The organism is Aeromonas sp. 75A (genome assembly GCF_051919425.1).
Lineage (GTDB): Bacteria > Pseudomonadota > Gammaproteobacteria > Enterobacterales > Aeromonadaceae > Aeromonas > Aeromonas veronii.
Genome location: NZ_JBQBES010000002.1, coordinates 24638 through 51625, shown reverse-complemented (window position 1 = coordinate 51625; position 26988 = coordinate 24638). Strand labels below are relative to the sequence as shown.

22 protein-coding genes are annotated in these 26988 nt (G+C 58.5%); 15 read left to right on the top strand and 7 right to left on the bottom strand.

Going from position 1 to position 26988, the window contains the following annotated elements; genetic code table 11:
• Nucleotides 1-24: 24 nt before the first annotated feature.
• A complete protein-coding gene (locus tag ACTG2T_RS00240; RefSeq protein WP_005361122.1) occupies nucleotides 25-2499 on the top strand; it encodes a glycogen/starch/alpha-glucan phosphorylase in 2475 nt (824 codons plus the stop codon).
• Between the two features lie 63 nt (nucleotides 2500-2562).
• Here the strand turns inward: ACTG2T_RS00240 and ACTG2T_RS00235 are convergent, their stop codons facing one another.
• Nucleotides 2563-3945 (bottom strand): SLC13 family permease, encoded by a 1383-nt coding sequence (locus tag ACTG2T_RS00235; protein ID WP_267517256.1) that lies wholly within the window; start codon nucleotides 3943-3945, stop codon nucleotides 2563-2565.
• A gap of 161 nt (nucleotides 3946-4106) precedes the next feature.
• Nucleotides 4107-4541 (bottom strand): thioredoxin TrxC, encoded by a 435-nt coding sequence (gene trxC, locus ACTG2T_RS00230; protein ID WP_043824414.1) that lies wholly within the window; start codon nucleotides 4539-4541, stop codon nucleotides 4107-4109.
• A 186-nt stretch (nucleotides 4542-4727) separates the two neighbouring features.
• Here trxC and ACTG2T_RS00225 point away from each other — a divergent pair, with 186 nt between their 5' ends.
• The 4 genes from ACTG2T_RS00225 (at nucleotide 4728) to ACTG2T_RS00210 (ending at nucleotide 11824) form a co-directional block, all read left to right on the top strand.
• A complete protein-coding gene (locus tag ACTG2T_RS00225) occupies nucleotides 4728-7532 on the top strand; it encodes a hybrid sensor histidine kinase/response regulator (RefSeq protein WP_139463071.1) in 2805 nt (934 codons plus the stop codon).
• A 166-nt stretch (nucleotides 7533-7698) separates the two neighbouring features.
• On the top strand, nucleotides 7699-9435 hold the full coding sequence (locus ACTG2T_RS00220; protein ID WP_330124401.1) for an ABC transporter transmembrane domain-containing protein: 1737 nt from the start codon (nucleotides 7699-7701) through the stop codon (nucleotides 9433-9435).
• On the top strand, nucleotides 9432-11183 hold the full coding sequence (locus tag ACTG2T_RS00215) for an ABC transporter transmembrane domain-containing protein (protein WP_330124400.1): 1752 nt from the start codon (nucleotides 9432-9434) through the stop codon (nucleotides 11181-11183). Before ACTG2T_RS00220 ends, ACTG2T_RS00215 begins: the two co-directional genes overlap by 4 nt.
• A gap of 167 nt (nucleotides 11184-11350) precedes the next feature.
• Complete coding sequence (locus tag ACTG2T_RS00210) at nucleotides 11351-11824, top strand: DUF4442 domain-containing protein (RefSeq protein ID WP_330124399.1); 474 nt, start codon at nucleotides 11351-11353, stop codon at nucleotides 11822-11824.
• A 33-nt stretch (nucleotides 11825-11857) separates the two neighbouring features.
• Here the strand turns inward: ACTG2T_RS00210 and ybcJ are convergent, their stop codons facing one another.
• Complete coding sequence (gene ybcJ / locus ACTG2T_RS00205) at nucleotides 11858-12091, bottom strand: ribosome-associated protein YbcJ (RefSeq protein WP_005361116.1); 234 nt, start codon at nucleotides 12089-12091, stop codon at nucleotides 11858-11860.
• A gap of 260 nt (nucleotides 12092-12351) precedes the next feature.
• On the opposite strand from ybcJ, the gene ACTG2T_RS00200 reads away from it, so the two are divergent.
• The 3 genes from ACTG2T_RS00200 (at nucleotide 12352) to pdxY (ending at nucleotide 14813) form a co-directional block, all read left to right on the top strand.
• Nucleotides 12352-12915, top strand: a complete 564-nt coding sequence (locus tag ACTG2T_RS00200) for a VC2662 family protein (protein WP_330124398.1) — start codon at nucleotides 12352-12354, stop codon at nucleotides 12913-12915.
• Nucleotides 12916-12998: 83 nt separating this feature from the next.
• Entirely contained in the window at nucleotides 12999-13775 is a 777-nt protein-coding gene (locus ACTG2T_RS00195; RefSeq protein WP_330124397.1) for a DUF429 domain-containing protein, read from the top strand.
• Between the two features lie 174 nt (nucleotides 13776-13949).
• The gene (pdxY, locus tag ACTG2T_RS00190; protein ID WP_330124396.1) at nucleotides 13950-14813 is read left to right on the top strand and encodes a pyridoxal kinase PdxY; all 864 of its coding nucleotides are present in this window, start codon (nucleotides 13950-13952) and stop codon (nucleotides 14811-14813) included.
• 108 nt (nucleotides 14814-14921) lie between these two features.
• Here pdxY and ACTG2T_RS00185 read toward each other — a convergent pair whose 3' ends face one another.
• Together ACTG2T_RS00185 and ACTG2T_RS00180 are read right to left on the bottom strand one after the other, a co-directional pair.
• A complete protein-coding gene (locus ACTG2T_RS00185; protein WP_069529933.1) occupies nucleotides 14922-16040 on the bottom strand; it encodes a glycerol dehydrogenase in 1119 nt (372 codons plus the stop codon).
• Nucleotides 16041-16529: 489 nt separating this feature from the next.
• Nucleotides 16530-16922, bottom strand: a complete 393-nt coding sequence (locus tag ACTG2T_RS00180) for an NUDIX hydrolase (RefSeq protein WP_075115100.1) — start codon at nucleotides 16920-16922, stop codon at nucleotides 16530-16532.
• A 338-nt stretch (nucleotides 16923-17260) separates the two neighbouring features.
• On the opposite strand from ACTG2T_RS00180, the gene ACTG2T_RS00175 reads away from it, so the two are divergent.
• Both ACTG2T_RS00175 and ACTG2T_RS00170 read left to right on the top strand, forming a co-directional pair.
• The gene (locus tag ACTG2T_RS00175) at nucleotides 17261-18106 is read left to right on the top strand and encodes a DUF5718 family protein (RefSeq protein WP_330124395.1); all 846 of its coding nucleotides are present in this window, start codon (nucleotides 17261-17263) and stop codon (nucleotides 18104-18106) included.
• 57 nt (nucleotides 18107-18163) lie between these two features.
• The gene (locus tag ACTG2T_RS00170; protein ID WP_307896686.1) at nucleotides 18164-18604 is read left to right on the top strand and encodes an acetyltransferase; all 441 of its coding nucleotides are present in this window, start codon (nucleotides 18164-18166) and stop codon (nucleotides 18602-18604) included.
• 77 nt (nucleotides 18605-18681) lie between these two features.
• On the opposite strand, the gene ACTG2T_RS00165 is transcribed toward ACTG2T_RS00170, so the two are convergent.
• Together ACTG2T_RS00165 and ACTG2T_RS00160 are read right to left on the bottom strand one after the other, a co-directional pair.
• Nucleotides 18682-19002, bottom strand: a complete 321-nt coding sequence (locus ACTG2T_RS00165; protein WP_005361103.1) for a DUF4377 domain-containing protein — start codon at nucleotides 19000-19002, stop codon at nucleotides 18682-18684.
• A gap of 92 nt (nucleotides 19003-19094) precedes the next feature.
• Nucleotides 19095-20381: a citrate synthase gene (locus ACTG2T_RS00160; protein WP_005333572.1), complete on the bottom strand. Its 1287-nt coding sequence runs from the start codon at nucleotides 20379-20381 to the stop codon at nucleotides 19095-19097.
• A 442-nt stretch (nucleotides 20382-20823) separates the two neighbouring features.
• On the opposite strand from ACTG2T_RS00160, the gene sdhC reads away from it, so the two are divergent.
• The 5 genes from sdhC (at nucleotide 20824) to sucA (ending at nucleotide 26963) form a co-directional block, all read left to right on the top strand.
• Nucleotides 20824-21201 (top strand): succinate dehydrogenase cytochrome b556 subunit, encoded by a 378-nt coding sequence (gene sdhC / locus ACTG2T_RS00155; RefSeq protein ID WP_005333571.1) that lies wholly within the window; start codon nucleotides 20824-20826, stop codon nucleotides 21199-21201.
• Nucleotides 21195-21539, top strand: a complete 345-nt coding sequence (gene sdhD, locus ACTG2T_RS00150; RefSeq protein WP_106843814.1) for a succinate dehydrogenase, hydrophobic membrane anchor protein — start codon at nucleotides 21195-21197, stop codon at nucleotides 21537-21539. The genes sdhC and sdhD overlap by 7 nt, the downstream gene beginning before the upstream one ends.
• 1 nt (nucleotide 21540) lies before the next feature.
• Nucleotides 21541-23307 carry a succinate dehydrogenase flavoprotein subunit gene (sdhA, locus tag ACTG2T_RS00145; protein ID WP_040066317.1) on the top strand — a complete coding sequence of 589 codons (1767 nt, stop codon included), beginning with the start codon at nucleotides 21541-21543 and terminating at the stop codon, nucleotides 23305-23307.
• Between the two features lie 16 nt (nucleotides 23308-23323).
• A complete protein-coding gene (locus ACTG2T_RS00140) occupies nucleotides 23324-24040 on the top strand; it encodes a succinate dehydrogenase iron-sulfur subunit (protein WP_005333549.1) in 717 nt (238 codons plus the stop codon).
• Between the two features lie 115 nt (nucleotides 24041-24155).
• Nucleotides 24156-26963, top strand: coding sequence for a 2-oxoglutarate dehydrogenase E1 component (gene sucA / locus ACTG2T_RS00135; RefSeq protein WP_005333548.1), 2808 nt, complete (start codon nucleotides 24156-24158; stop codon nucleotides 26961-26963).
• Nucleotides 26964-26988: the final 25 nt, after the last annotated feature.

Here is a 26988-nt window from a genome sequence, read left to right as displayed (position 1 = left end):
ATTTGTAACGAAGGAATATGGTTTATGGCTACCAAGAAGAAGACAGACCAGGATCTCCAACTGGATAAAGATCAGCTCAAGGCGAGTATCGTGCGTCACCTGCGTTCTACCTTGGGAACAAGCGAACAGAAAGCCTCTCCCGAAGCGTGGTGGAAAGCCACTGCTGCGGCTGTCAATGAACAGGTGTACGAGCGCCTGACCCGCACTCAGCAGACTCATTTCAAGAAAGATACTCGTGCGATTCACTATCTCTCTGCTGAATTCCTGATGGGACGATTGACTTCCAACAACCTGCACAACCTCTCCCTCTACAAGACTTGCGAAGAGGCGCTGGGCGAACTCGGTCTGGAACTGACCGACCTGTGCGAACAAGAGCCGGACATGGCACTTGGCAATGGCGGCCTGGGTCGTCTGGCTGCCTGCTTTATCGACTCGCTGGCCACTCTGAACTATCCGGCGGTTGGTTACGGTATCCACTACGAACACGGTCTGTTCCGTCAGGAAATCCAGGATGGCCGCCAGATCGAGCGTCCGGACTCTTGGCGTGAATATGGCAACCCCTGGGAGATCTGCCGTCCCGAGTCGGTGCAAGAAGTGCCGCTCTATGGCTACGTCGAGACCGTGTTTGGTGACAATGGCGGCCTGAAGAAGGTATGGCACGCCGGTCGCAAGATTAAAGGGGTGCCTTGGGATATTCCGGTGGTCGGTTTTGGCGGTCACACCGTCAACATCCTGCGTTTGTGGGAATCCCGCGCCTCCGAGTTTTTCGACTGGGACGTGTTCAACGCCGGTGGTTACATCGACTCCCAGGCTGAGAAAGCCCAGGCCGAGACCATCTCCAAGGTGCTGTATCCGAACGATGAGACCGATGCAGGTAAAGAGCTGCGTCTGATCCAGCAGTACTTCTTCTGTGCTTGCTCCATCAAGGACATCATGCGCCGCTACAAGCGGGTCCATGGCAGTGACTTCAGCAACTTTGCCGCGCAAATTGCCATTCAGCTCAACGATACTCACCCGACTGTCGCCATCCCGGAACTGATGCGGGTGCTGGTTGACGAGGAAGATCTGAACTGGGATGCCGCCTGGGCTATCTGCTATCAGGTCTTCTCTTATACCAACCACACTCTGCTGCCGGAAGCGTTGGAGAAGTGGTCGGTCAGCCTGTTCGAGAAAGTACTGCCTCGCCATCTGGAGGTGATTTACGAGATCAACGCCCGCTTCCTGAACGAGTTGGTGGAGCCCAAGTGGCCGGGCAACGATGCTATCAAAGCCAAGCTCTCCATCATCGAAGAGGGAGATGTGCGCAAGGTTCGCATGGGCAACCTGTGCGTGATCGGTTCGTCCAAAGTGAACGGTGTGGCCGAGATCCACTCCAAGCTGGTGAAGGAAGATCTCTTCCCCGAGTATGCCGAGCTGTGGCCGGAAAAAATGTGCAACGTGACCAACGGGGTGACCCCGCGTCGCTGGCTGCTGGCGTGCAACCCGGAACTGGCTGGCCTCTACAACGAAGTAGTGGGCAAGGAGTGGCCGCTGCAACTGGACAAACTGCGTGGCGTGGTGAAGTTTGCCGACGACAAGGCGTTCCAGCAGCAGTTCATGACCATCAAGCGTCACAACAAAGAGAAGCTGGTCAAGGTCATCAAAGACGAAACCGGTATCGATGTCAGTGCCGAGGCGATCTTTGACGTTCAGATCAAGCGTCTGCACGAGTACAAGCGCCAGCAACTGAACCTCATTCACATCATGGCACTCTATCGTCGTCTGCTGGCCAACCCGGACTATGACATGCATCCGCGCGTGTTTATCTTCGGCTCCAAAGCGGCGCCCGGTTACAAGCTGGCCAAAGACATCATCTATGCCATCAACAAGCTGGCGGATCGGGTCAATAACGATGCTCGTATCCAGGGCAAGCTGAAAGTGGTGTTCATGCCGAACTACCGCGTGAGTCTGGCCGAGAAGCTGATCCCGGCGGCAGATGTCTCCGAGCAGATCTCTACTGCAGGTTATGAAGCATCCGGTACCGGCAACATGAAGATGGCACTCAACGGTGCAATCACCATCGGGACGCTGGATGGAGCCAACATCGAGATCGCTGAAGAGGCGGGTGCCGAAAACTGTGCCATCTTCGGTCTGAACGTGGACGAAGTGAAGTCGCTGAAGGCGCGCGGTTACAACCCGTATGACTTCTACTATGCCAACTCCGAGCTCAAAGCCGTGCTGGACTGGTTTGATACCGACTACTTCACGCCTGGTCGTCCGGGTGAGCTGGCCTCAATCAAGCGCTCCTTGCTGGAAGGGGGAGACCCTTACCTGACCCTGGCGGACTTCCAGTCCTACTCGGATGCACACAAGCTGATCGATACCTGGTATCGGGATCCGGCTCTGTGGGCGAAGAAGGCCATCATCAACTCGGCCACCATGGGCAAGTTCAACTCCGACCGCTCTATTCAGGACTATGTGGATCGGATCTGGGATCTGAAGGCCTGCAACATCGGCTAATCAGATTCATAAATGAGAAAACCCCCGCAATGCGGGGGTTTTTGTTTACTGGGGGTAGGTGGATCAGAGGATATCGCCAACGAAGTAGGCCAGCAGGGCGAGCAACACGGTAAAGACCACGTTCAGAGCCATACCGGCTTTCATCATCTCCCTCTGGCGAATGTGGCCACTGGCAAAGACGATGGCATTGGGCGGCGTGGCGACCGGCAGCATAAAGGCACAGGAGGCACCGATAGCGATCAACACCGACATCACCACAGGTGATACACCCAGCGCCTCGGCGACACCGGCAAACAGGGGAACCAACAGCGCGGCGGTGGCGGTGTTGGAGACCAGTTCGGTCAGGAACACCACGAAGGCGGCCAGCATAAGCAACACGACAAAAATGTTGGCGTTGGAGAGCACGGTCGACAGATGGCTGGCCAGGAAGGCGCTGGTACCGGTGGCCTTGAGAATGGCGCTCAGGGTCAGACCGCCGCCAAACAGCATCAGCACGCCCCAGTCGGTGTTCTGGTTGACGTCATCCCAGCTGGCGACACGGCTGACCACGATGGCCACGATGGCGCCCATGGCAATCAGGGTGTCGAGTTGCGGAATACCGCCAAAGGCGTTGGAGATGGGTTGTGAGCCGATCCAGAGAACAACGGTGGTCAGGAAGATTGCCAGCGTCACTTTACGCTCGCGGGTCCAGTTGATGGTGACATCCTGGATCTCTACGCGGTGGCTGAGACGCGGGCGGGTTACCAGATAGAGCAGGGCAATGCCGCAGGGCATCAGGATAAGCACTACTGGAACACCGAATTTCATCCAGTCAGTGAAGCCAATCCCCATCTGGGCGGCTGCGATGGCGTTGGGTGGGCTACCCACCAGGGTACCGATGCCGCCGATACTGGCGCTGTAGGCGATCCCCAGCAATACGAAGACGAAGGTGGCGCGCTCTTTTTTGCTATCGAGGCGTGCCAGCATACCGATCGCCAGTGGCAGCATCATGGCGGTGGTAGCGGTGTTGCTGATCCACATCGACATGGCGGCTGTGATGGTAAAGAGCAGGATCACGCCCCAACCCAGATGACCATTGGCCAGGTGCATCACCTTGCCTGCCATCAGGGTATCCAGTCCCTGTTTTGAGAGAGCGGCCGCGAGGGCGAAACCACCAAAAAAGAGGAACAGGATCGGGTTGGCAAAATCGGTGAGGGATTTGCTCATGTCAAACACCCCGAGCACGGTAGCCAGCAGGGGTACCAGCAGCGCGGTGATGGTGACGTGCAGTGCTTCGGTCAGCCAGAGGATGGCGATAAAGACCAGAATGCCCAGCCCCTTGTTGACCATGGGGTCAAACGGGAGCCAGGCGAGCATGGCACAAAGTAGCAAAACATCCAGGATGACGATCCCTGATTTGATGTCCAGCCAGCGAGATGGAGCAGAGGGTACAGCTGATGTGTGCATAATGTTCTCTCGGTTAATTTATGGTTGTTTTTGTGTTGCCGAGATTACATCCATTCACTTGTTTGAAACAGACTCACATGTTGAAAATCAGCCTCTACTCACATACTCATTGATAAAAATGAGGAAATGAACACATAAATAAAACATGTGCGAAATATAAATCATACATCCATGAACTGTTCCAGCCATTGCTTGAACATGCTCTTGGGCAAGGAGCCATTTATCTGGTTCACCAGTTTGCCCTGTTTGAAGACCATCAGGGTGGGGATGCTGCGAATGGCGTAACGGGCGGCAATGGTGCTCTGTTGCTCGGTATCGACTTTGGCAAAGCGCATCCGTGGTTCGAGTTCATGGGCAACCTCATGAAATACCGGAGCAAACTGCTGGCAGGGGCCACACCAGCTGGCCCAGAAATCGACCACGACCGGGATATCTGAGTTGATCAGGGTATCGAAGTTATCCGCCTTCCCGAGGCAAGGGGTCTGGCTGAACAGGAGGGCTTTGCAGCGCCCGCATTTGGCAGATGTATCGATATGGGTAACGGGCAGGCGGTTCCTGGTAAAGCAGTGGCTACAATAAGTAGTGATAAATGACATAATTGGTTCCTTCTAAATCAGCTCTGGCCGGGGATATGATGAGAAGCCAGAATGAAGCTATCGCGAAACAATAGCGAAATATCAGAGCAATAACGGTAACACAGTGCCCAGCGGGAGTGGATAATTCCCCAGGGTTCATTGCCTGACCGGATAATTCAGCGACCACCAGATGAGAGTCGAGACGGGATGAATAAAGGATCACGGAAAAACCGTGCTGTGCCAGGGCTGATCGTTGCCTTGCTGCTCGCCTTTTCGGGCTACTGCTGGCAGTCGCTCAGTCAGCAGCAACAGGCCCACGACCTGAACGACGCGGCCGAGGTGGTGCTGAACCGGATCAACGCCGATACCGTCTATCTGCTTGGGCGGGAGCAGGCCAATGACAGCAATGTCCAGCAGCGCCTGAACCAGTTATCCATCACCCTTGACGGTTTTGTACGGGAAGTCAGAAGCGATCCCGAGCTGGTGCAAGACGATCTCTCCCAGGCACTGCTTGAGGACATGGACACCTATCTGATGGCGCTGGCCAGGCTTCATGCCATTGAGATGGCTATCGAGTATCTCAATGCGCCCCTGCAGGCCCAGATTAAAAAGGTGCGGGGGATAAGCCCGTCAGACAGTGCGCTTCATCGCGACCTGGAGGAGCTGGCGCAACTGAGCAACTATCTGCAGCGCAGTTGGGACAAACGTGAACAGACTACGCTGGACCAGCTGCAACAGCAGTTGCAATCCCGTTATGGCAACTTGCCGGAGATCGCTACCCTGATCCGCCTGAGCAAGGAGATGAGCCAGCAGGTGATTGCCTATCACACCCTGCGTTACCAGCTCATCGACATGCATGTGATCGAGAGTCTGGTGCGTTGGAAACTCGACAAGCTGGAGCGCGCTTCCTCTTTGATGAACCGCTTCTATCTGATGGTGCTGTGCGGGGCTTTGATCTGCTTTGCGCTAGTGGCCTTCACTCTGTGGCGCCGCAACCAGAAGCTGAGCGAGTTGTCGCGCCAGACCGGCTTGCTGGCCCAGGCCAAAAGCGATTTTCTGGCCAACATGAGCCACGAGATCCGCACCCCCATGAATGCCATCATAGGTTTTAGCTCGCTGGCACTGCAGACCGAACTGGATCAGCAACAGCGGGACTATCTGGGCAAGATCAAATCCTCATCCGATACCCTGCTGCTGCTGATCAACGACATCCTTGATTTGACCAAGGTGGAGTCCGGCAAGCTGACGTTGGAGGAGATCGACTTCGATCTCAGCGAGCAGCTCGATTCGCTGGCGGGCATGTTTGCCGATCTGGCGGAGCGCAAACACGTGGAAGTGGTTATTCGCAAGTCACCGGAGGTGCCGGTCTTCTTGCGTGGGGATCCCTTGCGACTGGGACAAGTGCTGGTCAATCTGGTGAACAACGCCATCAAGTTTACCGAACGCGGTGAAGTCGAAGTCTGCATCGAGCTGGCCAATCCTCACCCAATGCGGATCCGCTTCAGTGTTCGCGATACCGGCATCGGCATTGCCGAAGAGAAGCAGACCCAACTGTTTCAGGCGTTTACCCAGCTGGAGGCGGGTAATACCCGAAAATATGGCGGCTCGGGTCTTGGGCTCAACATCTCCCAGCGGCTGGTGGAGCTGATGGGGGGGCGGATCACCGTAGAGAGCAAGCCTGGCGTCGGCTCTCTGTTCAAGTTCGATATTCCGATGGCGCAGGCGGTCTACGGCGTCGCTGGACGGAAAGTCTTCTTCGAAAACCAGCCGCTGGTGATGGTGATGGATGACAACGAACTGGTGCTGGATCTGGCCCGGGACATTCTGACTCGCGCGGGAGTGCGGGTGCTGCCGGTTAACTCCCTTTCCCGTGCCCGTCAGCTGCTCCGTGAAGAGGGACCGAATCTGCGGTTGGCGATCCTCGACTGGCGCATGGGTCAGGAGGATGGGCTCGATCTGGCTCTGGAGATGTATCAGCACAGCCAGTGGCGGCGGATCCCCATCCTGATGATCAGTGCCTGGGCCAGAGAGGGGTTACACGCCAGGATGGACAGCATGGGGCTGACCCATTTTCTGCCCAAACCGATGACCGAAAATGCCCTGCTGGCCAAGGTGGACGAACTGCTCAACGGCAGCTCCTACGAGCTCAACCTGCGCAAGGCCGAGGCACAGGGGGATCAGCAACACTTCAAATCCCTGTTGCAGGGCACCCGAGTGCTGTTGGCGGAAGACAACCGGGTCAATCAGCAGCTCATCATCGAGTATCTGCGGCGCGTCGATGCGGTAGTGTGTGTGGTCAGCAATGGTAGGGAGGCTGTGGAGCGGGTCGCCGAGCAGCCTTTTGACGTGATCCTGATGGATTTACAGATGCCAGTACTGGACGGACTCGATGCCACCCGCCAGATCCGCAAGATGGTCGACAAACACGATGTGCCCATCATTGCCCTCACCGCCAGTGCCATGCCCGGTGACAAGGAGCGTTGTTTGGGGGTGGGGATGAATGGTTATGTCACCAAGCCGGTGAGCAAGCTGGATCTCTACAACAACCTGCTGCAGTGGGTAAAGCCGCAAGGGGTGGAGCAGGCGGGGATCATGGAGGTGAAACCGCCGGATATGATTGGGATCCTCGATCTTCAGGATGCACTCAAGCGGCTGGAGCAGGACAAGGAGGCATTGCAGATCCTGTTCAAGCTGTTCATGTCGGAGCACAAGGACGATCTGTGGGAGATCCGCTCCGCCTTGCGCCGTCAGCAGCCCGAGGTGGCCAGCAAGCTGCTGCACACCCTCAAGGGGGTGTCTGCCAATATCTCGGCGGCCCGTCTGCAACTGGTGGCCGGCGAGCTGGAGTGGCGCTTGCGGCAAAACGAGGTGCTAAGCGAGACGGATCTGGAGCAGTTGCAACAGGTCTTTAGCCAGACCCGGGAAGAGGTGTCACACTTCCTGTTGACCGGTGAGCAGCATGAAAATTCGTATAATCCCTATTCATCAGGGGATGATCGCATGTCACAGTGAATTAAATAGTAATTATTCTCAACCATCCCGGTTCGGGATATGATGAGCTTTCGTTCGAATCGCCTCCAGCCGGAGGCGATTGTTTTCATTCTTCTATTTCTGCGTGGCTTCTCTGATGGCCGCTCCTTGGAGCGGTCACGGGCAGAGAGCGCTAAAGGTTGGTGGTGTGAGCGTATTTCTACGATTGAGCTGGTTTTTCAAGGAGCAGTGGCCCCGTTATCTGGCTGCCATCTCCCTGCTGCTGATGGTGGCCCTGTTGACCGTTATTCCGCCCAAAGTGGTGGGCTGGGTGGTGGATGGCATCACCAAGGGTGGTCTCGACAATGGCACCCTGATGCGCTATCTGGCGGGGCTGTTTGGTCTGGGGGTGCTGATTTATCTGCTGCGCTACGTCTGGCGGGTGATGCTGTTCGGTGCCTCTTACCGTCTGGCCTATGTGTTGCGCAATCGCCTGTTCAGTCATTTCACCCGGATGAGCCCCGATTTTTATCAGCGCCACCGTACCGGCGATCTGATGGCCCATGCCACCAATGACATTCAGGCTGTGGAGATGACCGCTGGCGAAGGGGTGCTGACTCTGGTGGACTCCATCATGGTCGGGGTATTGGTGCTCTCCATCATGTGCAGCCAGTACTCCTGGCAGTTGACGCTGGTCTCCTTGCTGCCGCTGCCGGTGATGGCCTATTTCATGAATCGCTTCGGCACCCAGATCTACACCCAGTTCAAGGCGGCGCAAGGGGCCTTCTCCAAGCTCAACAACAAGACCCAGGAGGCCCTTTCCGGCGTGCGGGTGCTGAAATCCTATGCGGTTGAATCGCTGGAAGATGAGGGCTTTGCCGAGCTGACCAAACAGGCGGGGGAGCGCAATATGGCGGTGGCCCGCATCGATGCCAAGTTCGATCCGGTCATCTACCTCTGCATCGGTTGCTCCTACTTCCTCGCGGTGGCGGGGGGTAGTGTGTTGGTGCTTCAGGGTGAGTTGACCCTGGGTGAGCTCACCAGCTTCACCATGTACCTCGGCCAGCTGATCTGGCCGATGTTTGCCATCGCCTGGCTGTTCAACATCATCGAGCGGGGCAGCGCCGCCTACTCCCGTATCGAAAGCCTGCTGGGGGAACGCAGCGATATCGAAGAGCCCGCCCAGCCGGCCGCGTTTACCTCTGCCTTTCCTTTGCAGATCAAAGGGGTGAGCTATCAACTTGAGCAGCGCACCCTGCTTGCAGATATCGACGTTACCCTCAAGCAAGGGGGGATGCTCGGGGTGGTGGGGCGCACCGGGGCAGGCAAGAGCTCCCTGCTCAAGCTGTTGATGCGACTTGCCAATCCGACTCACGGTTCGATTGTCATGGGTGGCGTTCCGATTGACCAGCTGCCGCTCGCCACACTGCGCAGCCAGTTTGCCTATGTGCCGCAGGAGCCATTCCTGTTTTCCACCACTATCGCCGCCAATATCGCCCTGGGCAAACCCGATGCGAGCCGCGAGGAGGTCGAACGGGTGGCGCGCATTGCCTGTGTCCACGATGATATCGTGCGTTTCCCCAAGGGCTATGAGACCGAGGTGGGGGAGAAAGGGGTGACCCTCTCCGGCGGCCAGAAACAGCGGCTGGCCATTGCCCGCGCCCTGCTGCTGGAGGCGCCCATTCTGGTGCTCGATGATGCGCTCTCGGCGGTGGATGCCCACACCGAGCAGCAAATTCTGCACGCTCTCAAAGCCCATCGTCGCACCCTGATCCTGGTCAGCCATCGCATGACGGCGGTGGAGCAGGCCGACGAGATCCTGGTGCTGGAGCAGGGGGCCGTTAGCGAATGGGGTCATCACGGTGCCCTGATGGCGCACAATGGCTGGTATGCAGATATGGTGCGTTATCAGCGTCTCGAAGAAGCGGTGGAGGAGAGCCTGTGAATCCGACCATTAAACGACTGCTCGCCTACTGCGCCCAGTATCCTCGCTGGCTTATCCAGGCGGGGATTTGCCTGCTGCTCGCCACCGGCGCCGAAGTGGCCGGGCCGCTGCTGATCAAGCTCTTTATCGATGACTATCTGGCGCCACGCAATATCGTGCTGCCCACCATAGCCCTGATTGCAGCGGGCTATCTGGGTTTGCAGGTGCTGTCGGCGGCGGGTTTCTATTTGCAATCCCTGCGCTTTAACCGCATCGCCCAGGCGGTGGTGCAAACCTTGCGCGAGCAGGTGTTTGCCACCGCCATCCGCTTGCCGGCCCGCTACTTTGACAAGCATCGATCCGGCTCGCTGATTTCCCGCATCACCAACGACACCGAGGCGATCATGAACCTCTATGTGCAGGTGATCGGCTTGCTGGTGCAAAAGGTGGTGCTCTTGTGCGGCATTCTCATCTCCATGGCGCTGCTGGATCTGCGGCTGATGCTGGTCTGCTCTCTGTTGCTGCCCGCCGTGGGCGGGGTGATGTGGCTCTACCAGAAACTGAGTGTGCCGGTGGTGCGAGCGACCCGCAGTCTGCTCTCCGACATCAACAGCCGCCTCAACGAGTCGTTGCAGGGGATGCCGGTTATTCAGGCGATGGTGCAGGAGCGCCACTTTGCCAACGCCTTTGCCGAGGTGAACCAGCAACACTGGTCGGCACGGATCAAGAGCCTCAAGATCAACGGCATTTTGCTGCGTCCGCTCATCGATCTCTTCTACATGATGGTGCTGATTGGCCTGTTGGCGCTGTTTGCCCACGAGGGGGGGAGCCACGCGGGGGCCATTCAGGTGGGGGTGCTCTACGCCTTTATCAGCTATCTGGGCCGGATGATCGAGCCGCTCATCGAGATGACCAACCAGCTTAACCAGTTGCAGCAGGCGATGGTGGCGGGGGAGCGGGTCTTTGCCCTGCTCGATGAAACCCGCGAAAGCACCGAGGGCGAGATGATCCCGCTGGAAGGGCGGGTCAGTTTCGAGCGGGTGAGCTTCTCCTACGATGGTGAGCAGCAGGTGCTGCGGGAGGTCAGTTTTGCCGCAAAACCGGGCCAGATGCTGGCGCTGGTGGGCCATACCGGCAGCGGCAAGTCCACCATTATCAGCTTGCTGATGGGCTTCTATCCGCTGGATCAGGGGCAGATCCGCTTCGATGATCACGCACTGGATACCCTGTCGCTGGCGGCGGTGCGCCGCAGCATCGGGCAGGTGCAGCAAGATCCTTTTATCTTCGTCGGCACCCTGGCGGAGAACCTGCGTCTCGGCCGCGCCGGAATAGACGAAGCGCGGCTCTGGCAGGCGTTGAGCGAGGTGCAGCTGGCCGACTTTGTGCGCAGCCTGCCACAGGGGATCAACACCCTGATGGAGGAGGGGGGCAAGAACCTCTCCGCCGGTCAGCGGCAACTGCTCTCCTTTGCCCGCGCGCTGGTGGGGGATCCGCGTATCCTCATTCTGGATGAAGCGACGGCCAGCGTGGACTCCCAGACCGAGTTGGCGCTGTCGCAGGCGATCTCTGCTGCCCGTCGTGGCCGCACCACCATCGCCATCGCCCACCGCCTCTCGACCATCGTCGATGCGGACGAGATCCTGCTGCTCTCCCGTGGTCAGGTGAATGAGCGGGGTACCCATGGTGAGTTGATGGCCCTCGGCGGTCACTATGCCCAGCTGTTCGAGATGCAGAGTCAGGGGGCTTGGCTGGAAGAGAAGCGCGCCTGAGCGGCACATTTGCTGTAACAGCGACATGAACGAAAAGAGGGAACCGATACGGTTCCCTCTGTTTTTTTGCGTTGGGCAAAAGGTCGTAACCGTGAACCCTGTGCTTGTCGAATGGCGCAGATGCAGGCAACATGTTGTTTACATTAACTCATCGGATCAGTTCGCATATGGATTTGCAACGCTTCAAAGCTAATCTGGCGCTCCGGCTGTTTGCCTGGCGCTATATTCCCGTCATCGGGTTTTGTGCCCCGATCATCGAAGAGATGAACGCCAAGGCGCTGCGCATTCGCATTCCCCTTGGCTGGCGTACCCGCAACCATCTGGGCAGCATGTATTTTGGCGCGCTGGCGACCGGCGCCGATCTGGTAGGCGGTCTGCTGGTGATGGAGAAGGGGCGGCAGCGGCGCAAGAAGGTGCTCTTCGCCTTCAAGGATGTGCAGGGGGAGTTTTTGAAACGACCGGAGGGGGATGTGCAGTTCGACTGCGCAGCGGGGGAGGAGATTGACGCCATGATCGACGAATCGTTGGCAAGCGGTCAGCGCATCAACCGCCCCATCCAGGTGGTGGCCACCTGTCCGTCATTGAACGGGGATGAGGCGATGGCGCGTTTTGTGCTGACCCTGTCGATCAAGGCCAGCTAGCGGGTTGCCGGAGAGTGGCTCCCCAAGACGGGATTAGCCAATCTCCGGGCTGACGCCCTCTTTCACCACGACCTTCATGCCGTTGAAGTTGACCACCTGTTCGGCCACGATCTTGCAGCGCTTGCGAGTCTCGACCTGACCGTCCACCTCGACCAGCCCTTCGGCAACGAGGGCTTTGGCGGCGCCGCCACAATCGGCCCACCCCTGATGTTTGATAAGGTCACACAAGGCAACGAAGGGGTGACCTTCGAGCAGAAACGTCTCCATGGGAAATCCTCTAGATGGATGAATGCCGGATACAGCAGGGCGACTATTTTAGGCAGTTCGCTCAGGCAAAGAAAGGAAGAGGGGCCACTCGCTGCGAAAAAGTGGCCGATTGTCCTTGAGGTGGCGCTTTCGCAAGTCCTGATGGAGAGGTGAGAGGGCCACCCGTGACGTATCGTGACGCACCTCGTCCCTGCTGGTGTGCCCACACTCTCCCCTGACTGTTAGGATCGGGCCACTCTCAATGGCCCAAGGAACTTTCCATGACACTCTCCCGCCAGCTGCTGGCATGCAGCGCCCTTACTCTGTGCGGTGTCGCGCAGGCCAGTACTCCGGTGCAGGTCTCGCTGCCTGGGGTCAATTTGCCCGCGTCCCATCAGGTGGAAGGGGCGCGCGCCTCGCTGCTCTTCGGTCGGACCGGTCAGGTGAAGGGTATTGATCTGCCGATCTTCGCCCTCTCCGATGTGGATCAGTTCAGCGGCCTGCAGCTCGGGATCTTCCTCGGTGCTGGTCGGGTGCGCCACCAGTTTGGCGGGGTCGCCATCAACGCCATCAACTGGCACGAAGGGCAGGATACCGGCGTCAATCTGGGGCTGGTCAACCTGACCAACAATGTACAGGGGCTTAACTGGGGAGCAGTCAATATCGCCAAGGGCAATGCGCTGGCCAACGTCGGCTTCGTCAACTATGCCGAGCGTACCACCTTCCAGATTGGCTTTATCAATGCGACCAAGCACCTCGACGGCTTGCAGATCGGGCTGGCCAACTATGCGGCCAACGGTGTGTTCCCCATTCTGCCGCTGGTGAACTTCCAGAAATCGTTCTGAGTGGGCGGTTCGCTTTGCGTTAAGGGCCTCTGCTGATTACCCTGTGTCTCTTGCAACTTGTGACAGGCGAACAGAGGTAATTGATGACGGCAGGGCAGATGAGTGCAATCGGGATCGGCTGGGATGTGCGTGGCTGGCAGGGCAGTGCCCAGGCTGTGGCCGTGGTGGGCTGGCAGGCCGGTTCCAACCGCCTGCACTGGCTCGGGGTGTCGCCGCTGTTTCGTCTGAGCTCGCGGGTGGCGCCAGATCTGGCCGCTCTGCTGCGTCCCGCCCTGCAAAATGAGCTGACCCTGATGCAGGTAGAAGCCTGCCCGCAACTGGCGCTCGGTATCGATGCGCCGCTTGCCTTTCCCCGCGCTTTGCGGGATCTGCTAAATGGCCAGCCACATAGCTGTGCCGCTCCCGAGCGTGAGATAGATAACCCCTACGCCTACCGCGACTGCGAGCGCTGGCTGTATCAGCAGTACGGCAAGAAGCCGCTGTCGGCCACCTTCGACCGGCTCGGCAACAACGCCACTCTGGCGCTCTCCATGCTGCCGCAGCTCTCTGATCTGCAACTGGTGCCGACCGTTGCCCCGAAGGCCAGCCGCGCCGTACTGGAGGTCTATCCGGCACTGTCCAAAGTCGGCGGCAAGGCATCCCCTGCCAGACCCGAGCTGGCGGCGCAGCTGCCTGCGGATGTGCTGGTTGGCACCGATCGCTATGATGCGGCGCTCTGCGCCCTGATGGCGCTGCAATATGCTGCTGGCGGCAAGGTGACGGTATTGCCTGAGCTGATTTCGCCACCCAGTGACATGCCGTGTGATGAGGGATGGGTCTATCACTTTGCCCGTCATGCTGTAGAGCACAGCGGCATGTGATGGACGGTGACGCGGCGCATCATGGCGCCGCTCACCCTGTGGACGCGGGCCAAATGGCGCAAAAAACCTGTCTTTAGTCAGGAAATTGCCTGTTCATCCCGCGCCAAGGTGGCGCATCGTTATCTTCATCCGATATATTGCCCACCTTGCTGATCCTTTGCTGTGGTATTCCCGATGAAATCCGTTCTCTCTATTCAGTCCCACGTGGTCTTTGGTTGTGCCGGCAACAGCGCGGCCGTCTTCCCCATGCGCCGCCTCGGTATGGATGTATGGCCCATCAACACGGTCCAGTTTTCCAACCACACCCAATATGCTCAGGGGTGGCAGGGGATGGCGATGCCGGCTGGTCATATCAGTGCGCTGGTGAACGGATTGGGCAATATCGAGGTGTTGAGCCAGTGTGACGCCGTGCTGAGCGGCTACCTTGGCTCCGCCGAGCAGGGGGACGAGATCCTGACCGTGGTCAACGCCGTCAAGGCGGCCAACCCGGATGCCATCTATTTTTGTGACCCTGTGATGGGCCATCCGGAGAAGGGGTGTATCGTTGCCCCCGGCGTCACCCGTTTCCTGACCGAGCAGGCGTTGCCGGTGGCCGACATGATGGCCCCCAACCTGCTGGAGCTGGAGACCCTCTGTGATACCCATCTGGCTGATCTGGATCAGACCCGCGCGGCTGCCCATCAGCTGCTGGCCCGCGGCGTCAAGCTGGTGCTGGTCAAGCATCTCGGTCGTGCGGCGCAGGACTCCAGCCGCTTCGAGATGCTGCTGGCCACCCCGCAAGGGGATTACTTGATTGCCCGTCCGCTCTATGACTTTGCCCGCCAGCCGGTGGGGGTTGGCGATCTTATCAGCGCCCTGATGCTGGCCAATTTACTGGCCGGTCACGATGCGGTCAGCGCGTTCGAGCGTACCAACGCCTCGGTGGATGCGGTGCTGCAGGAGACCTGGCGCCAGCAGGCTTACGAGCTGCAACTCATCGCCGCGCAAGATGCCTTCGCCCTGCCAGAGGTTGAAGTGCGAGCGGTGACACTGCCCTGAGTCAACGCGGACTTTCGTCTATCCCGACAAGGGGATGGGATGCAGATGAAAAAGGCTTGCCAATGGGCAAGCCTTTTTACTGTTTGCACTATTTAGTGCGGCAAGCAATCAGGCGCGGGGATGGCGGAGGCGATAACGCTCAGCCATGGCATTGGCCGCTACCATGGCGGCGTAGACATCCTGTTCACTCACTGTCATCGGCATGTTGCCCATGGTATCGAGGGGATCGCAGGCCAGCTGCGCCACCTTGCGCCACTCGCTTTCATCAAAGTGGGTGAGCCCCAGCTCTTGCAGCGTCATGGGCAGACCTGCACAGTCGATGATGCGAAACACCTCATCAAGCTCATGTTGCGGGGCGCGCTCAAGCACGAGTTGGGTCAGCAGGCCGAAGACCACCTTCTCGCCATGCTGGGCACGATGGAGCTCCGCGATCAGTGACATGCCGTTGTTGACGGCATGAGCGGCGGCCAGTCCACCGGCTTCTGCACCGACGCCGCTGAGGTAGATGGTGGCCTCGATAACCTGCTCAAGCGCCGGGGTCGAGACATGGTGGCGTATCGCATCCATGGCCAGCTCGATGTTTTCACCAAGCAGCTCGTAACAGAGCTGTGCCAGACCAAGGCCAGTGCGTGAAGGGCGCTTGCCGACCAGATTGAGCCCGTCCGCCCGATAGCAGGCGCGCGCCTCGAAATAGGTGGCCAGGGCATCGCCAACGCCTGCGGAAAAGAAGCGGGGAGGGGCGGCGGCAATGATGGCCGTGTCAGCCAGCACCACGTCCGGATTTTGCGGCAGGAACAGATAGCGCTCAAATTCACCCGCCTGGTTGTAGATCACCGCCAGCGCCGTACAGGGGGCATCCGTGGAGGCAATCGTCGGAAACAGCACAACCGGACGGCGCAGATAGAAGGCCACGGCCTTGGCGACATCCAGCGTCTTGCCGCCGCCGATCCCGACAATCACGTTCGCACCATATTGCTCTGCAAGGTGGGTCAGGCGGTGGATCTCCTGTTCGGTGCATTCGTAGCGAAACTTGTCGACCACTCCCCTGAGACCTGCCTGCAGGAGCCCCGCCAAAGCTTCTTCCCGTACCCGCTCCAGAATGAACTCATCGCTGATGAGCAACGCATAGTCACCAAAATCTTTAACATGCTCATGGAGTTGCGGGAGAAGGTGTTGACCGATGATGAACTTTTTGGGGGAGGTAACTGTACGGGGCAAAGTGGGCATCCATTATTCCTCAAGGCAGTGAACAACATAGATTTGATTATCAAATGGGTCTCTCACGATACGCCTTATGAGACAATAGATGAAGAAGAAAAGGGGGGCGTTTTAATCATTAATTAATCTTTCTGTTTGTTTGGTTGTATTTTGGGGCGAGCGATTGGCGGTGTTGAGGCATACAGGAGCAATGGCTCTATCGTGGCAATCCGTCGCAAGCCATATTGCTGCAACAAACAGTCACGCTGGCAACAAGCAGGGCCGCTTGGTGCGGCCCTGCTGTATGTGGATAAGAGATAGGGGATGGTCAGAGCGGTTTATAGAAGATGACGGTTGCAGCAAGAGTGTCATCGGCGTTGCATGCGCTTTGGTATGTCGCTGCACTATAAACATTCCACAATGTCCATCTGACATCCTTGTCGTTGCGCTGTTATGTGGCTGATTGCCACCGTTGGTTCATATGAGGTGGATACGTATGCTTGGCGCAAGCACGACTTGTCAGCGGATCAACCCCTGCTCAACCAGCCAGACAAACAGCAGGCGGGAGACGGGGGAGAGCTCATCGAGGTGAGAGCTGTCGAGCCAGCGCAGCTCGGCAATTTCGGCCGATGCGATCGGGGTGCCGCTCGCTTCGCCGGTGTAGCAGCGCAGTCTCACCTCGACACCTGCCGGTTTGCCATCGGCCTGAGCGTTGAATTCGCAGGCAAAGCGCAGGGTGTCGGGTTGCAGGGTGACAGCCAGCTCCTCCTCAATCTCGCGGATCAGCGCCGCCTCGTCGCTCTCGCCCGGTTCCCGCTTGCCGCCCGGGATGTAATAGATGCCCTTGCCGTGGGAGCGGGCGCAGAGCAGTTGCTGATCTTTAAAGGTGAGCCAGGCGAGTTTGTCGATCATCCGTTTTCTCTCCAATGGGGTTGCCGTGATGAGCAGTGGCGCATTCAAGCGCACAGTTGTTTTGCATGCCGGCAGCCTAACAAAGATGAAGTTGAGTCCCAAGGAGAAAGAGGGGAGATGCCGGAAACGCACTGTTTCCAGCGCGGTGACCGCGTAGCTGAATGAGTGCGCAATGGCTGGTTCGCCACAGCCTTCTCGTCCCTAAAAAAGCGGACTGGCGCACATCACGACAGGGCCGGACTGGGCGAAGGCGGGGTCCTTGTGGTTTAATCTTGCCACTTTAGCGGTAGTGGGCGACGAGCCTGCTACCTTGCGTTGGCAAGATGCAGGTGAGCAAGATGCAGATAGCAGCAGAGAGCAAGTTTATCGGACTCGGGGTCGCGGGCAATTTCGCCGGTCATCTGGAGCAGGCGGGTGAAGCATCGGACTTCGTAGCGGTAGTGGTGCGTGACACCACGGCGCCCAAGGCGCTGTTCCCCTTCTTCGTGCCGGGCCATCTGGGTCAGCTCGGGGTATTTCCGTTGAGCGACAAGGCGATCTTCCTGCCGGAAGCGGCGGTCAGCGGTGACGAGAAGGTGCAGATTGAGCCGGAAGTGGCCCTCTGGTGCGAGCTGGAGTATGCCGACAAGCAGGTGGTGGCGATCCATCCCCGTGCCTTTGGTGCCTATAACGACTGCTCCATCCGTCGTCCCAACGCCAAGAAGATCAGCGAGAAGAAGAACTGGGGCGAAGAGAGCAAGGGGTTGGCGGCCAAGCTGCTGCCGCTTTCCGGTTTTGCCGCCGGTTGCGAGCTCGATGACTATCGTATCGCCTGCTATCTGGAGCGGGACGGTGAGCTGTACGCCTACGGGGTAGACAGCGCCGCCATCGACTACAGCTACTTCCACGGCAAGCTGCTCGACTGGGCCATCGACAAGTTCAATCATCAGCAGGATGAGGGGCCGGCGGAGCACATTCAGGGACTGCTGGCGCAGGCGGGACATCCTCCCCATGCGCTCATCAGTATCGGTGCCACTCGCTATACCCCGTTTGGCGAGACCCACTTCCTCAAACCGGGCGATACCTCCTGCGTGGTGGTCTACCCGGGCAGCCGTTATAGCGAAGCGGATATTCGCGAGGCGATCCGCAGCCGCCACTTTGGCGCTGATATGTCGGTGCTGCTGCAGGCTGTGCAGGCGCGCTAATCACCGTTGCCAGCGGGAAGGTGTCTCTTCCCGCTGGTTATCATATCGAGTCATTCCATGACGATTGTTCCGGTATCCCGGGCCGATTATCCGGCCCTGATCGATCTGTGGGAGGCCTCTGTTCGGGCGACCCACCACTTCCTGCCCGAGGCCGAGATCCTCGCGCTCAAACCGCTTATTCTGGAGCACTACTTCGATGCGGTGACACTGCACTGTGCCCGCACAGAAGAGGGGCACATTACGGGTTTTAGCGGGGTACACGAGGGCAAGCTGGAGATGCTGTTTGTGGCTCCCGAGGCGCGCGGCAGTGGCGTGGGGCGTTTGCTGGTGGCCCATGCCATCAGCCAGTGCGGCGCGACGCTGGTTGACGTTAACGAGCAGAACGAACAGGCGGTGGGCTTCTATCTGAAGATGGGATTCACAGTGACGGGTCGCTCGCCGCTGGATGGTCAGGGCAAGCCCTATCCGTTGCTGCATATGGCGTTGGCGCCGACCTGATCGTGCCTGATGAGGCGCAGTACCCATAAACCAACGGGGGATGGCATCAGCCATCCCCCGTTTTTTGATCGTGTTTGTTACTTGCTGGCGACCTTGTTCACCACCTTGATCAGCTGATAGCGCACGGAGGGGGCATCGGCCGGCACATCGGTGAGCTGCTCCTTGCTGACAGTGAGCTGGTAGCGATAGCCAGGCTCGAACTGGAAACCTTCAATATTTTGGTAGAACAGCGTCCAGGGCTGCTGCTCATCACTGCGAACCTGCATGCACTGCATCGGGCCAACTCCGACGCAATCGACCAGCTGGCTGTTGATATAGAGGGTCTCCCCCTGTGACGATACGGGGGCGCTCTGGCAGGCGGTCAGCAGCAAGGCTGCGCTGATAAACAGTGGTTTCATAATGGACTCCTTAACGCGAAAGGGGGCATTAGAGCGGCAAACAAAAAGGCGGTCAATGACCGCCTTTGTAACAAACCATATCAGCGCAGTGGTTAGCGCTGCTCGAGCGGAGTGAACTCGCGCAGCGGGTGACCCACGTAGAGCTGGCGTGGGCGACCAATCTTGCTGTCCGGGTCTGAGTGGAACTCGTTCCAGTGCGCAATCCAGCCGATAGTGCGGGAGATGGCGAAGATCACGGTGAACATGCTCATCGGGATGCCGATCGCCTTCATGATGATGCCGGAGTAGAAGTCCACGTTCGGGTAGAGTTTCTTCTCGACGAAGTAGGGGTCGGAGAGCGCAATACGCTCCAGCTCCATGGCCACGTCCAGCAGCGGATCCTTGATCTGCAGTTCAGTGAGTACTTCGTGGCAGGTTTCGCGCATCACAGTGGCACGAGGGTCGTGGTTCTTGTAGACACGGTGACCGAAGCCCATCAGACGGAACGGATCATTCTTGTCCTTGGCCTTGGCGATGTACTCGGGGATGCGATCCACCGAGCCGATCTCTTCCAGCATGCGCAGGCAGGCTTCGTTGGCACCACCGTGGGCCGGTCCCCACAGGGAGGCGATCCCCGCGGCGATACAGGCGAACGGGTTGGCACCGGAGGAGCCAGCCAGACGAACGGTGGAGGTGGAGGCGTTCTGCTCGTGATCTGCATGGAGGGTAAAGATACGATCCATGGCACGTTCAACGATGGGGTTGACCTTGTACTCTTCGGTCGGCACGCCAAACATCATGTGCAGGAAGTTACCGGCATAGGAGAGGGCATTGCGCGGCTGCATGAACGGCTGGCCGATGGAGTACTTGTAACACATGGCGGCCAGAGTCGGCATCTTGGAGAGCAGACGGAAGGCACAGATCTCGCGATGCTGCTCGTTATTGATGTCGAGGGCATCGTGATAGAAGGCTGAGAGGGCGCTGACTACACCGCACATGATGGCCATGGGGTGGGAGTCACGACGGAAGCCGCGGAAGAAGAAGGCGATCTGCTCGTGCACCATGGTGTGGCGGGTGACCAGACGTTCGAATTCGGCATATTGCGCCTTGGTCGGCGCTTCGCCGTACAGCAGGATATAGCAGACTTCCAGATAGGTGGCCTGGGTGGCCAACTGGGCGATGGGGTAACCACGGTGCAGCAAGACACCCTGATCCCCGTCAATGTAGGTAATGGCAGATTTGCAAGAACCGGTGGCCATAAAACCGGGGTCAAAGGTGAAATACCCCTGTGATCCCAATTTTCTGACATCGATGACATCCGGGCCGATGGTGCCGGAGAGGATCGGCAGTTCGACCGGATCTTTTCCGGGCAGGTGTAGGGTGGCTATCTTATCAGCCATAGCACGTCTCCTTTGCTCTTTATAATTTGGTTCCAGTCCTACTCTATTACGACTTTTATGACGCTGGCAAAGGTTGTTACCCATACCGAAGTGGCTGGAGCGCCTTATTTGAAACAGAGTTCCTTATCAATGTCAATTTTGCTGAAACCCCATTAATGGCATTAATGAAATGTTAAATTAAATATGCGATCGAGTTTGCGGTTTTGTGTTTTCTTTGTAGCTAATTGATTGTCTTCGGTTAAGGCCGCCGATATACTGCGCCACGTGGGTCATGGCTGCGGGTGTTTGAAACGCTTTGGCAAAGCCTGATGTGAAACCGAAAACTCGCGTTTTGGCTTTTTCAGAGTGTTTTGGTAACAAAAAACCAACAATCACCATTCCGTGCCCTCAAGTGTGAGTTAAAACAATAACTAACGTGCTCAATGGAGCTGAGTGGGCAAGCGTGAAAAACAAACAGAGACCGGTCAACCTCGACCTACAGACGATCAGCTTTCCTGTCACTGCCATTGCATCCATCCTGCACCGTGTTTCAGGGGTCATTACCTTTGTTGCACTGGGCATCTTGCTGTGGATGCTTGGTACTTCACTCGCCTCTCCCGAAGGGTTTGAAACCGTGGTTGCCATCATGGACAACTTCCTGGTCAAACTCGTGCTGTGGGGGATCCTGACTGCGCTGGCATACCACATTGTGGGCGGCTTGCGTCATCTGGTCATGGATATGGGCTATTGGGAAGAGCTGGAATCCGGCAATCAGAGCGCCCGCGTGGCATTCGTGATCACCGCGATCCTGGCTGTATTGGCGGGAGTGCTTGTATGGTAACCAATTCTGCAACCTTCGGGCGCAGCGGCGTTCACGATTACATCCTGATCCGGGCCACCGCCCTCATCATGACCTGTTATGTCCTCTATCTGGTGGGCTTTGTCGCGTTCAACGACATCACCTACGAGGTGTGGTCAGGCTTCTTCGCCAAAACATTCACCAAGGTATTCACCCTGTTGACCCTGCTCTGCGTACTGATCCACGCCTGGATTGGTCTGTGGCAGGTGCTGACTGACTATATCAAGCCGGTAGGGCTGCGCGGGGCGCTGCAATTTGCCCTGGTCGTGGTGCTGTTTGTCTATCTGATGACGGGTTTCGTCGTGCTGTGGGGTGTGTAAGGTGACTATTCCAACTCGTGAATTTGATGCGGTGGTGATTGGTGCCGGTGGTGCCGGTATGCGCGCCGCGCTGCAGATTGCCCAGTCCGGCAAGAGCTGCGCTCTGTTGTCCAAGGTTTTTCCAACCCGTTCTCACACTGTCTCCGCCCAGGGCGGGATCACGGTTGCGCTGGGCAATGCCCACGATGACAACTGGCAGTGGCATATGTATGACACGGTAAAAGGTTCCGATTACATCGGTGACCAGGAAGCCATCGAGTACATGTGCAAAACCGGCCCCGAGGCTATCTATGAGCTGGAGAACATGGGGCTGCCCTTCTCCCGTTTCGATAACGGGTCTGTCTACCAGCGTCCGTTTGGTGGTCAGTCCAAGAATTTCGGTGGCGAGCAGGCTGCTCGTACCGCAGCGGCCGCCGACCGTACCGGTCACGCCCTGCTGCACACCCTCTATCAGCAGAACGTCAAGAACAAGACCACCGTCTTCTCCGAGTGGTATGCGCTGGATCTGGTGAAAAACCAGGATGGCCACGTGGTGGGTTGTACCGCCATCGATATGGAGAGCGGTGAAGTGGTCTATTTCAAGGCCAAGGCCACCGTGCTGGCGACTGGCGGTGCCGGTCGTATCTACCAGTCCACCACCAATGCCCACATCAACACAGGTGACGGTGTCGGCATGGCGCTGCGTGCCGGCGTCGGCGTGCAGGACATGGAGATGTGGCAGTTCCACCCGACCGGCATCGCCGGGGCAGGGGTGCTGGTAACCGAAGGCTGCCGTGGTGAAGGTGGCTATCTGCTCAATAAAGATGGCGAGCGCTTCATGGAGCGTTACGCGCCAAACGCCAAGGACTTGGCCGGTCGCGACGTGGTGGCCCGCTCCATCATGATCGAGATCCGTGAAGGCCGTGGCTGCGATGGTCCTTGGGGCCCGCACATCAAGCTCAAGCTGGATCACCTCGGCAAAGAGGTGCTGGAATCCCGTCTGCCGGGGATCTGCGAACTCTCCCGCACCTTTGCCCACGTGGATCCGGTCAAAGAGCCGATCCCGATTATCCCGACCTGCCACTACATGATGGGCGGCGTGCCGACCAACGTGAATGGCCAGTGCCTGACCCAGGACAAGAACGGCAACGATGTGCCGGTAGTCGGTCTGTTTGCGGTGGGCGAGATTGCCTGCGTCTCCGTACACGGTGCCAACCGTCTGGGTGGCAACTCCCTGCTGGATCTGGTGGTCTTCGGCCGTGCTGCCGGCATGCATCTGGTCAACACTCTGGGCGAGATGGATCACGGCCGCGATGCTTCCGAGTCGGATCTGGATGCCGCATTGGCCCGCTTCAACCGCTGGGAAAATTGCCGTGACGGTGAAGACCCGGTGCAGATCCGCAAAGACCTGCAGCGCTGCATGCAGAACAACTTCTCCGTATTCCGCGAAGGTGCGGCGATGGCCGAGGGGCTGGCCGAGCTCAAAGTGATCCGCGAACGCCTCAAGTCAGCCCGTCTGGATGACACCTCCAAAGAGTTCAACACCCAGCGCATCGAGTGCCTGGAGCTGGACAACCTGATGGAGACGGCGTTTGCCACGGCGGTTGCCGCCAACTTCCGTACCGAGAGTCGCGGTGCTCACTGCCGCTTCGACTTCCCGGATCGCGACGATGAGAACTGGCTCTGCCACAGCCTCTATCATCCGGACACCGAGTCCATGACCCGTCGCGCTGTCAACATGTCACCCAAGACCCGTGAGGCGTTCCCGCCCAAGGTTCGGACTTACTGATTGCGGAGCCAGCCCTATGAACGTCACATTCTCTGTCTACAGATACAATCCGGATGTTGATAATGTCCCCCATATGAAGGAATATCGTCTTGATATTCCTGAAGGTTCCGACATGATGGTGCTCGACGCACTGATCCAGTTGAAAGAGCTGGATCCCACGCTCGCCTTCCGCCGCTCTTGCCGCGAAGGGGTCTGTGGATCAGACGGTCTCAACATGAATGGCAAGAACGGTCTTGCCTGTATCACCCCGCTCTCCGACCTGCTGAAGAAGGGCAATAACGTCGTTATCCGCCCCTTGCCCGGCCTGCCGGTGATCCGTGATCTGGTGATCGACATGACCCAGTTCTACACCCAGTGGGAGAAGGTCAAACCCTTCCTCATCAATGATGACAAGTTGCCGCCGGTGCGTGAGCACCTGCAATCCCCCGAAGAGCGCGCCAAGCTTGACGGCCTGTACGAGTGCATTCTCTGTGCCTGCTGCTCCACTTCGTGCCCCTCCTTCTGGTGGAATCCCGACAAGTTCATCGGTCCGGCCGGGCTGCTCGCCGCCTACCGCTGGCTGGCTGACAGCCGCGACACCGCGACCACCGAACGACTGGGAAATCTGGACGACGCATTCAGCGTGTTCCGCTGCCATGGCATCATGAACTGCGTGAACGTCTGTCCGAAAGGCTTGAACCCGACCAAGGCGATTGGCCAGATCAAGTCGATGTTGCTCAATCGGGCTGTTTAGTATCAGGGCCGGCCACGTGCTGGCCCGACCTCTGGATAGCCATCCCACCCGTGGCAGGATGGCTATTTGACCCCTACAAGCTGCGCAGCAGTAACAAGAAGTACAAGGGATAGAAATGCATAACGGCGTGATGAAGGCCTGGTTGGAGTCATCTCACCTGGCTGGTGCGAATGCAAGCTATATAGAGGATTTGTACGAATCCTTCCTGGAAAATCCTGACTCCGTGTCCGATGAGTGGCGCAGCCTGTTTAGCGAGCTGCCCCAGGTCAATGGCCATGCGGTTGAACAACCCCACTCCCAGGTCCGCGATTATTTCCGTCGTCTGGCCAAGGATCCCTCTCGCTACAGTGCCCCCGTCTCCGATCCGCAAGTGGATGCCAAGCAGGTGCGGGTATTGCAGCTGATCAACGCCTTCCGTTTCCGTGGTCACCAGAATGCCAATCTGGACCCGCTGGGCCTGTGGCAGCGTGAAACCGTTGCCGAACTGGATCCTGCGTTCCACAACCTGCAGGGCGCAGATATGGAGGCCACCTTCAATGTGGGCTCCTACGCCATCGGTCGCGAGACCATGGTGCTCTCCGACCTCTACGCCTCGCTGAAGAAGACCTATTGCGGCTCCATCGGCGCCGACTACATGCACCTCACCTCCACGGAAGAGAAGCGCTGGCTGCAACAGCGTCTCGAATCCATTGAAGGGAAGGGGAGTTACACCCTCGAAGAGAAGACCCGTTTCCTCGAGAGCCTGACCGCCGCCGAAGGGTTGGAGAAATATCTGGGCGCCAAGTTCCCGGGAGCCAAGCGCTTCTCGCTGGAAGGTGGCGACGCCATGATCCCCATGCTCAAGGAGCTGATCCGTCGCGCCGGTGAGCAGGGCTGCAAAGAGGCCGTTATCGGTATGGCCCACCGCGGTCGCCTCAACGTGCTGATCAACGTGCTGGGCAAGCGCGCTCAGGATCTGTTCGACGAGTTTGCCGGTAAGCATGGCGAATCCTGGGGAACCGGTGATGTGAAGTACCACATGGGCTTCTCCTCCGACTTCGCCACCCCGGGTGGCAACGTGCACCTTGCGCTGGCGTTCAACCCCTCTCACCTCGAGATCGTCAACCCTGTGGTCATCGGCTCGGTCCGTGCCCGTATGGATCGTCGCGGTGACAAGGATGGCTCCAGCGTGTTGCCCATCACCATTCACGGTGACTCGGCCATGGCCGGTCAGGGCGTGGTGGCCGAGACCTTCAACATGTCCCAGACCCGTGCCTATGGTGTCGGCGGGACGGTGCGCATCGTCATCAACAACCAGGTTGGTTTCACCACCTCCTATATCCGTGACCTGCGTTCCACCGAATATTGCACCGACATCGCCAAGGCGGTGCAGGCGCCGGTGCTGCACGTCAACGGGGATGATCCGGAAGCCGTGGTGCTGGTGACCCAGATTGCCTTGGATTACCGCAACACCTTCAAACGCGACGTGGTGATCGAGCTGGTCTGCTACCGTCGTCACGGTCACAACGAAGCGGACGAGCCGAGCGCCACTCAGCCGCTGATGTACCAGAAGATCAAGCAGCACCCGACCCCGCGCAAGATCTACGCCGATCAGCTGGTGGCCGAGGGGAGCCTCGCTCAGGAGCGGGCGACCGAATTGGTCAACGAGTATCGTGAAGCGCTGGATCGCGGCGAGCGGGTGAGCAAGGAGTGGCGGCCGATGGAGCTGCACTCCGTCGACTGGACCCCTTATCTGGGCCACGACTGGAACATGGCCTATGAGAGTGCCGTGCCGATGGATCACCTCAAGAGCCTCGGCGAGCGGGTGAGCCAGTATCCGGCGACCCACGTGCTGCAGCGTCAAGTCGAGAAGATTTACGAAGACCGCCGTCTGATGGCCGCTGGCGAGAAGCTGGTGGATTGGGGCTTTGCCGAGACCCTGGCCTACGCCACTCTGGTGGACAAGGGGTCCCGTATCCGCTTTACCGGTGAAGACTCCGGCCGTGGCACCTTCTTCCACCGCCACGCCGTGCTGCACAGCCAGACCGATGCCAGCACCTACACCCCGCTGTGCAACCTGCACGACGAGCAAGGCCCGTTCGAGGTGTATGACTCTGTGCTGACCGAGAACGCGGTACTGGCTTTTGAATATGGTTACGCCAGCGCCGAGCCGGCTGGCCTCACCATCTGGGAAGCCCAGTTCGGCGATTTCGCCAACTGTGCCCAGGTAGTGGTGGATCAGTTCCTCTCCTCCGGTGAGCAGAAGTGGGGCCGGATGTGCGGCCTGACCATGTTGCTGCCGCACGGTTACGAGGGGCAGGGCCCAGAGCACTCCTCCGCCCGTCTGGAGCGTTATCTGCAGATGTGCGCCCAGCACAACATGCAGGTGTGCGTGCCCTCAACCCCGGCGCAGGTGTTCCATATGCTGCGTCGTCAGGTTGTGCGCCCGATGCGCCGTCCGCTCATCGTCATGACGCCCAAATCCCTGCTGCGCCATCCGCTGGCGGTGAGCAAGCTTGAAGAGCTGGCGGAAGGTACCTTCCAGAACGCCATCGGCGAGATCGATGCGCTGGATCCGAAAGCGGTCAAGCGGGTGGTCTTCTGCTCCGGCAAGGTCTACTACGACCTACTCGATGCCCGTCGCAAGGCCGAGCAGCAAGATGTGGCATTGGTGCGAATTGAGCAGCTCTACCCCTTCCCGGAAGAGGAAGTGCGCGCCATTCTGGCCGATTACAGCCACGTCACCGACTTTGTCTGGTGTCAGGAAGAGCCGCAGAACCAGGGCGCCTGGTACTGCACCCGTCACCACTACGATGGCGTGCTGCCAGCCGGAGCTACCCTGCGTTATGCCGGTCGCCCCGCGTCAGCCTCACCGGCCGTCGGTTACATGTCTGTCCACGCCAAGCAGCAAAAAGCCTTGGTGGAAGATGCCCTTACCCTGTAAAGCCTCTGGCATAGAAGTAAAAAGG

What these genes read in the sequence shown, in the direction of transcription:
- ACTG2T_RS00240 (WP_005361122.1), top strand. Translation starts at nt 25, where the DNA reads ATGGCTACCAAGAAGAAGACAGACCAGGATCTCCAACTGGATAAAGAT.
- ACTG2T_RS00235 (WP_267517256.1), bottom strand. Translation starts at nt 3,945, where the DNA reads ATGCACACATCAGCTGTACCCTCTGCTCCATCTCGCTGGCTGGACATC.
- trxC (WP_043824414.1), bottom strand. Translation starts at nt 4,541, where the DNA reads ATGTCATTTATCACTACTTATTGTAGCCACTGCTTTACCAGGAACCGC.
- ACTG2T_RS00225 (WP_139463071.1), top strand. Translation starts at nt 4,728, where the DNA reads ATGAATAAAGGATCACGGAAAAACCGTGCTGTGCCAGGGCTGATCGTT.
- ACTG2T_RS00210 (WP_330124399.1), top strand. Translation starts at nt 11,351, where the DNA reads ATGGATTTGCAACGCTTCAAAGCTAATCTGGCGCTCCGGCTGTTTGCC.
- ybcJ (WP_005361116.1), bottom strand. Translation starts at nt 12,091, where the DNA reads ATGGAGACGTTTCTGCTCGAAGGTCACCCCTTCGTTGCCTTGTGTGAC.
- ACTG2T_RS00200 (WP_330124398.1), top strand. Translation starts at nt 12,352, where the DNA reads ATGACACTCTCCCGCCAGCTGCTGGCATGCAGCGCCCTTACTCTGTGC.
- ACTG2T_RS00195 (WP_330124397.1), top strand. Translation starts at nt 12,999, where the DNA reads ATGACGGCAGGGCAGATGAGTGCAATCGGGATCGGCTGGGATGTGCGT.
- pdxY (WP_330124396.1), top strand. Translation starts at nt 13,950, where the DNA reads ATGAAATCCGTTCTCTCTATTCAGTCCCACGTGGTCTTTGGTTGTGCC.
- ACTG2T_RS00185 (WP_069529933.1), bottom strand. Translation starts at nt 16,040, where the DNA reads ATGCCCACTTTGCCCCGTACAGTTACCTCCCCCAAAAAGTTCATCATC.
- ACTG2T_RS00180 (WP_075115100.1), bottom strand. Translation starts at nt 16,922, where the DNA reads ATGATCGACAAACTCGCCTGGCTCACCTTTAAAGATCAGCAACTGCTC.
- ACTG2T_RS00175 (WP_330124395.1), top strand. Translation starts at nt 17,261, where the DNA reads ATGCAGATAGCAGCAGAGAGCAAGTTTATCGGACTCGGGGTCGCGGGC.
- ACTG2T_RS00170 (WP_307896686.1), top strand. Translation starts at nt 18,164, where the DNA reads ATGACGATTGTTCCGGTATCCCGGGCCGATTATCCGGCCCTGATCGAT.
- ACTG2T_RS00165 (WP_005361103.1), bottom strand. Translation starts at nt 19,002, where the DNA reads ATGAAACCACTGTTTATCAGCGCAGCCTTGCTGCTGACCGCCTGCCAG.
- ACTG2T_RS00160 (WP_005333572.1), bottom strand. Translation starts at nt 20,381, where the DNA reads ATGGCTGATAAGATAGCCACCCTACACCTGCCCGGAAAAGATCCGGTC.
- sdhD (WP_106843814.1), top strand. Translation starts at nt 21,195, where the DNA reads ATGGTAACCAATTCTGCAACCTTCGGGCGCAGCGGCGTTCACGATTAC.
- ACTG2T_RS00140 (WP_005333549.1), top strand. Translation starts at nt 23,324, where the DNA reads ATGAACGTCACATTCTCTGTCTACAGATACAATCCGGATGTTGATAAT.
- sucA (WP_005333548.1), top strand. Translation starts at nt 24,156, where the DNA reads ATGCATAACGGCGTGATGAAGGCCTGGTTGGAGTCATCTCACCTGGCT.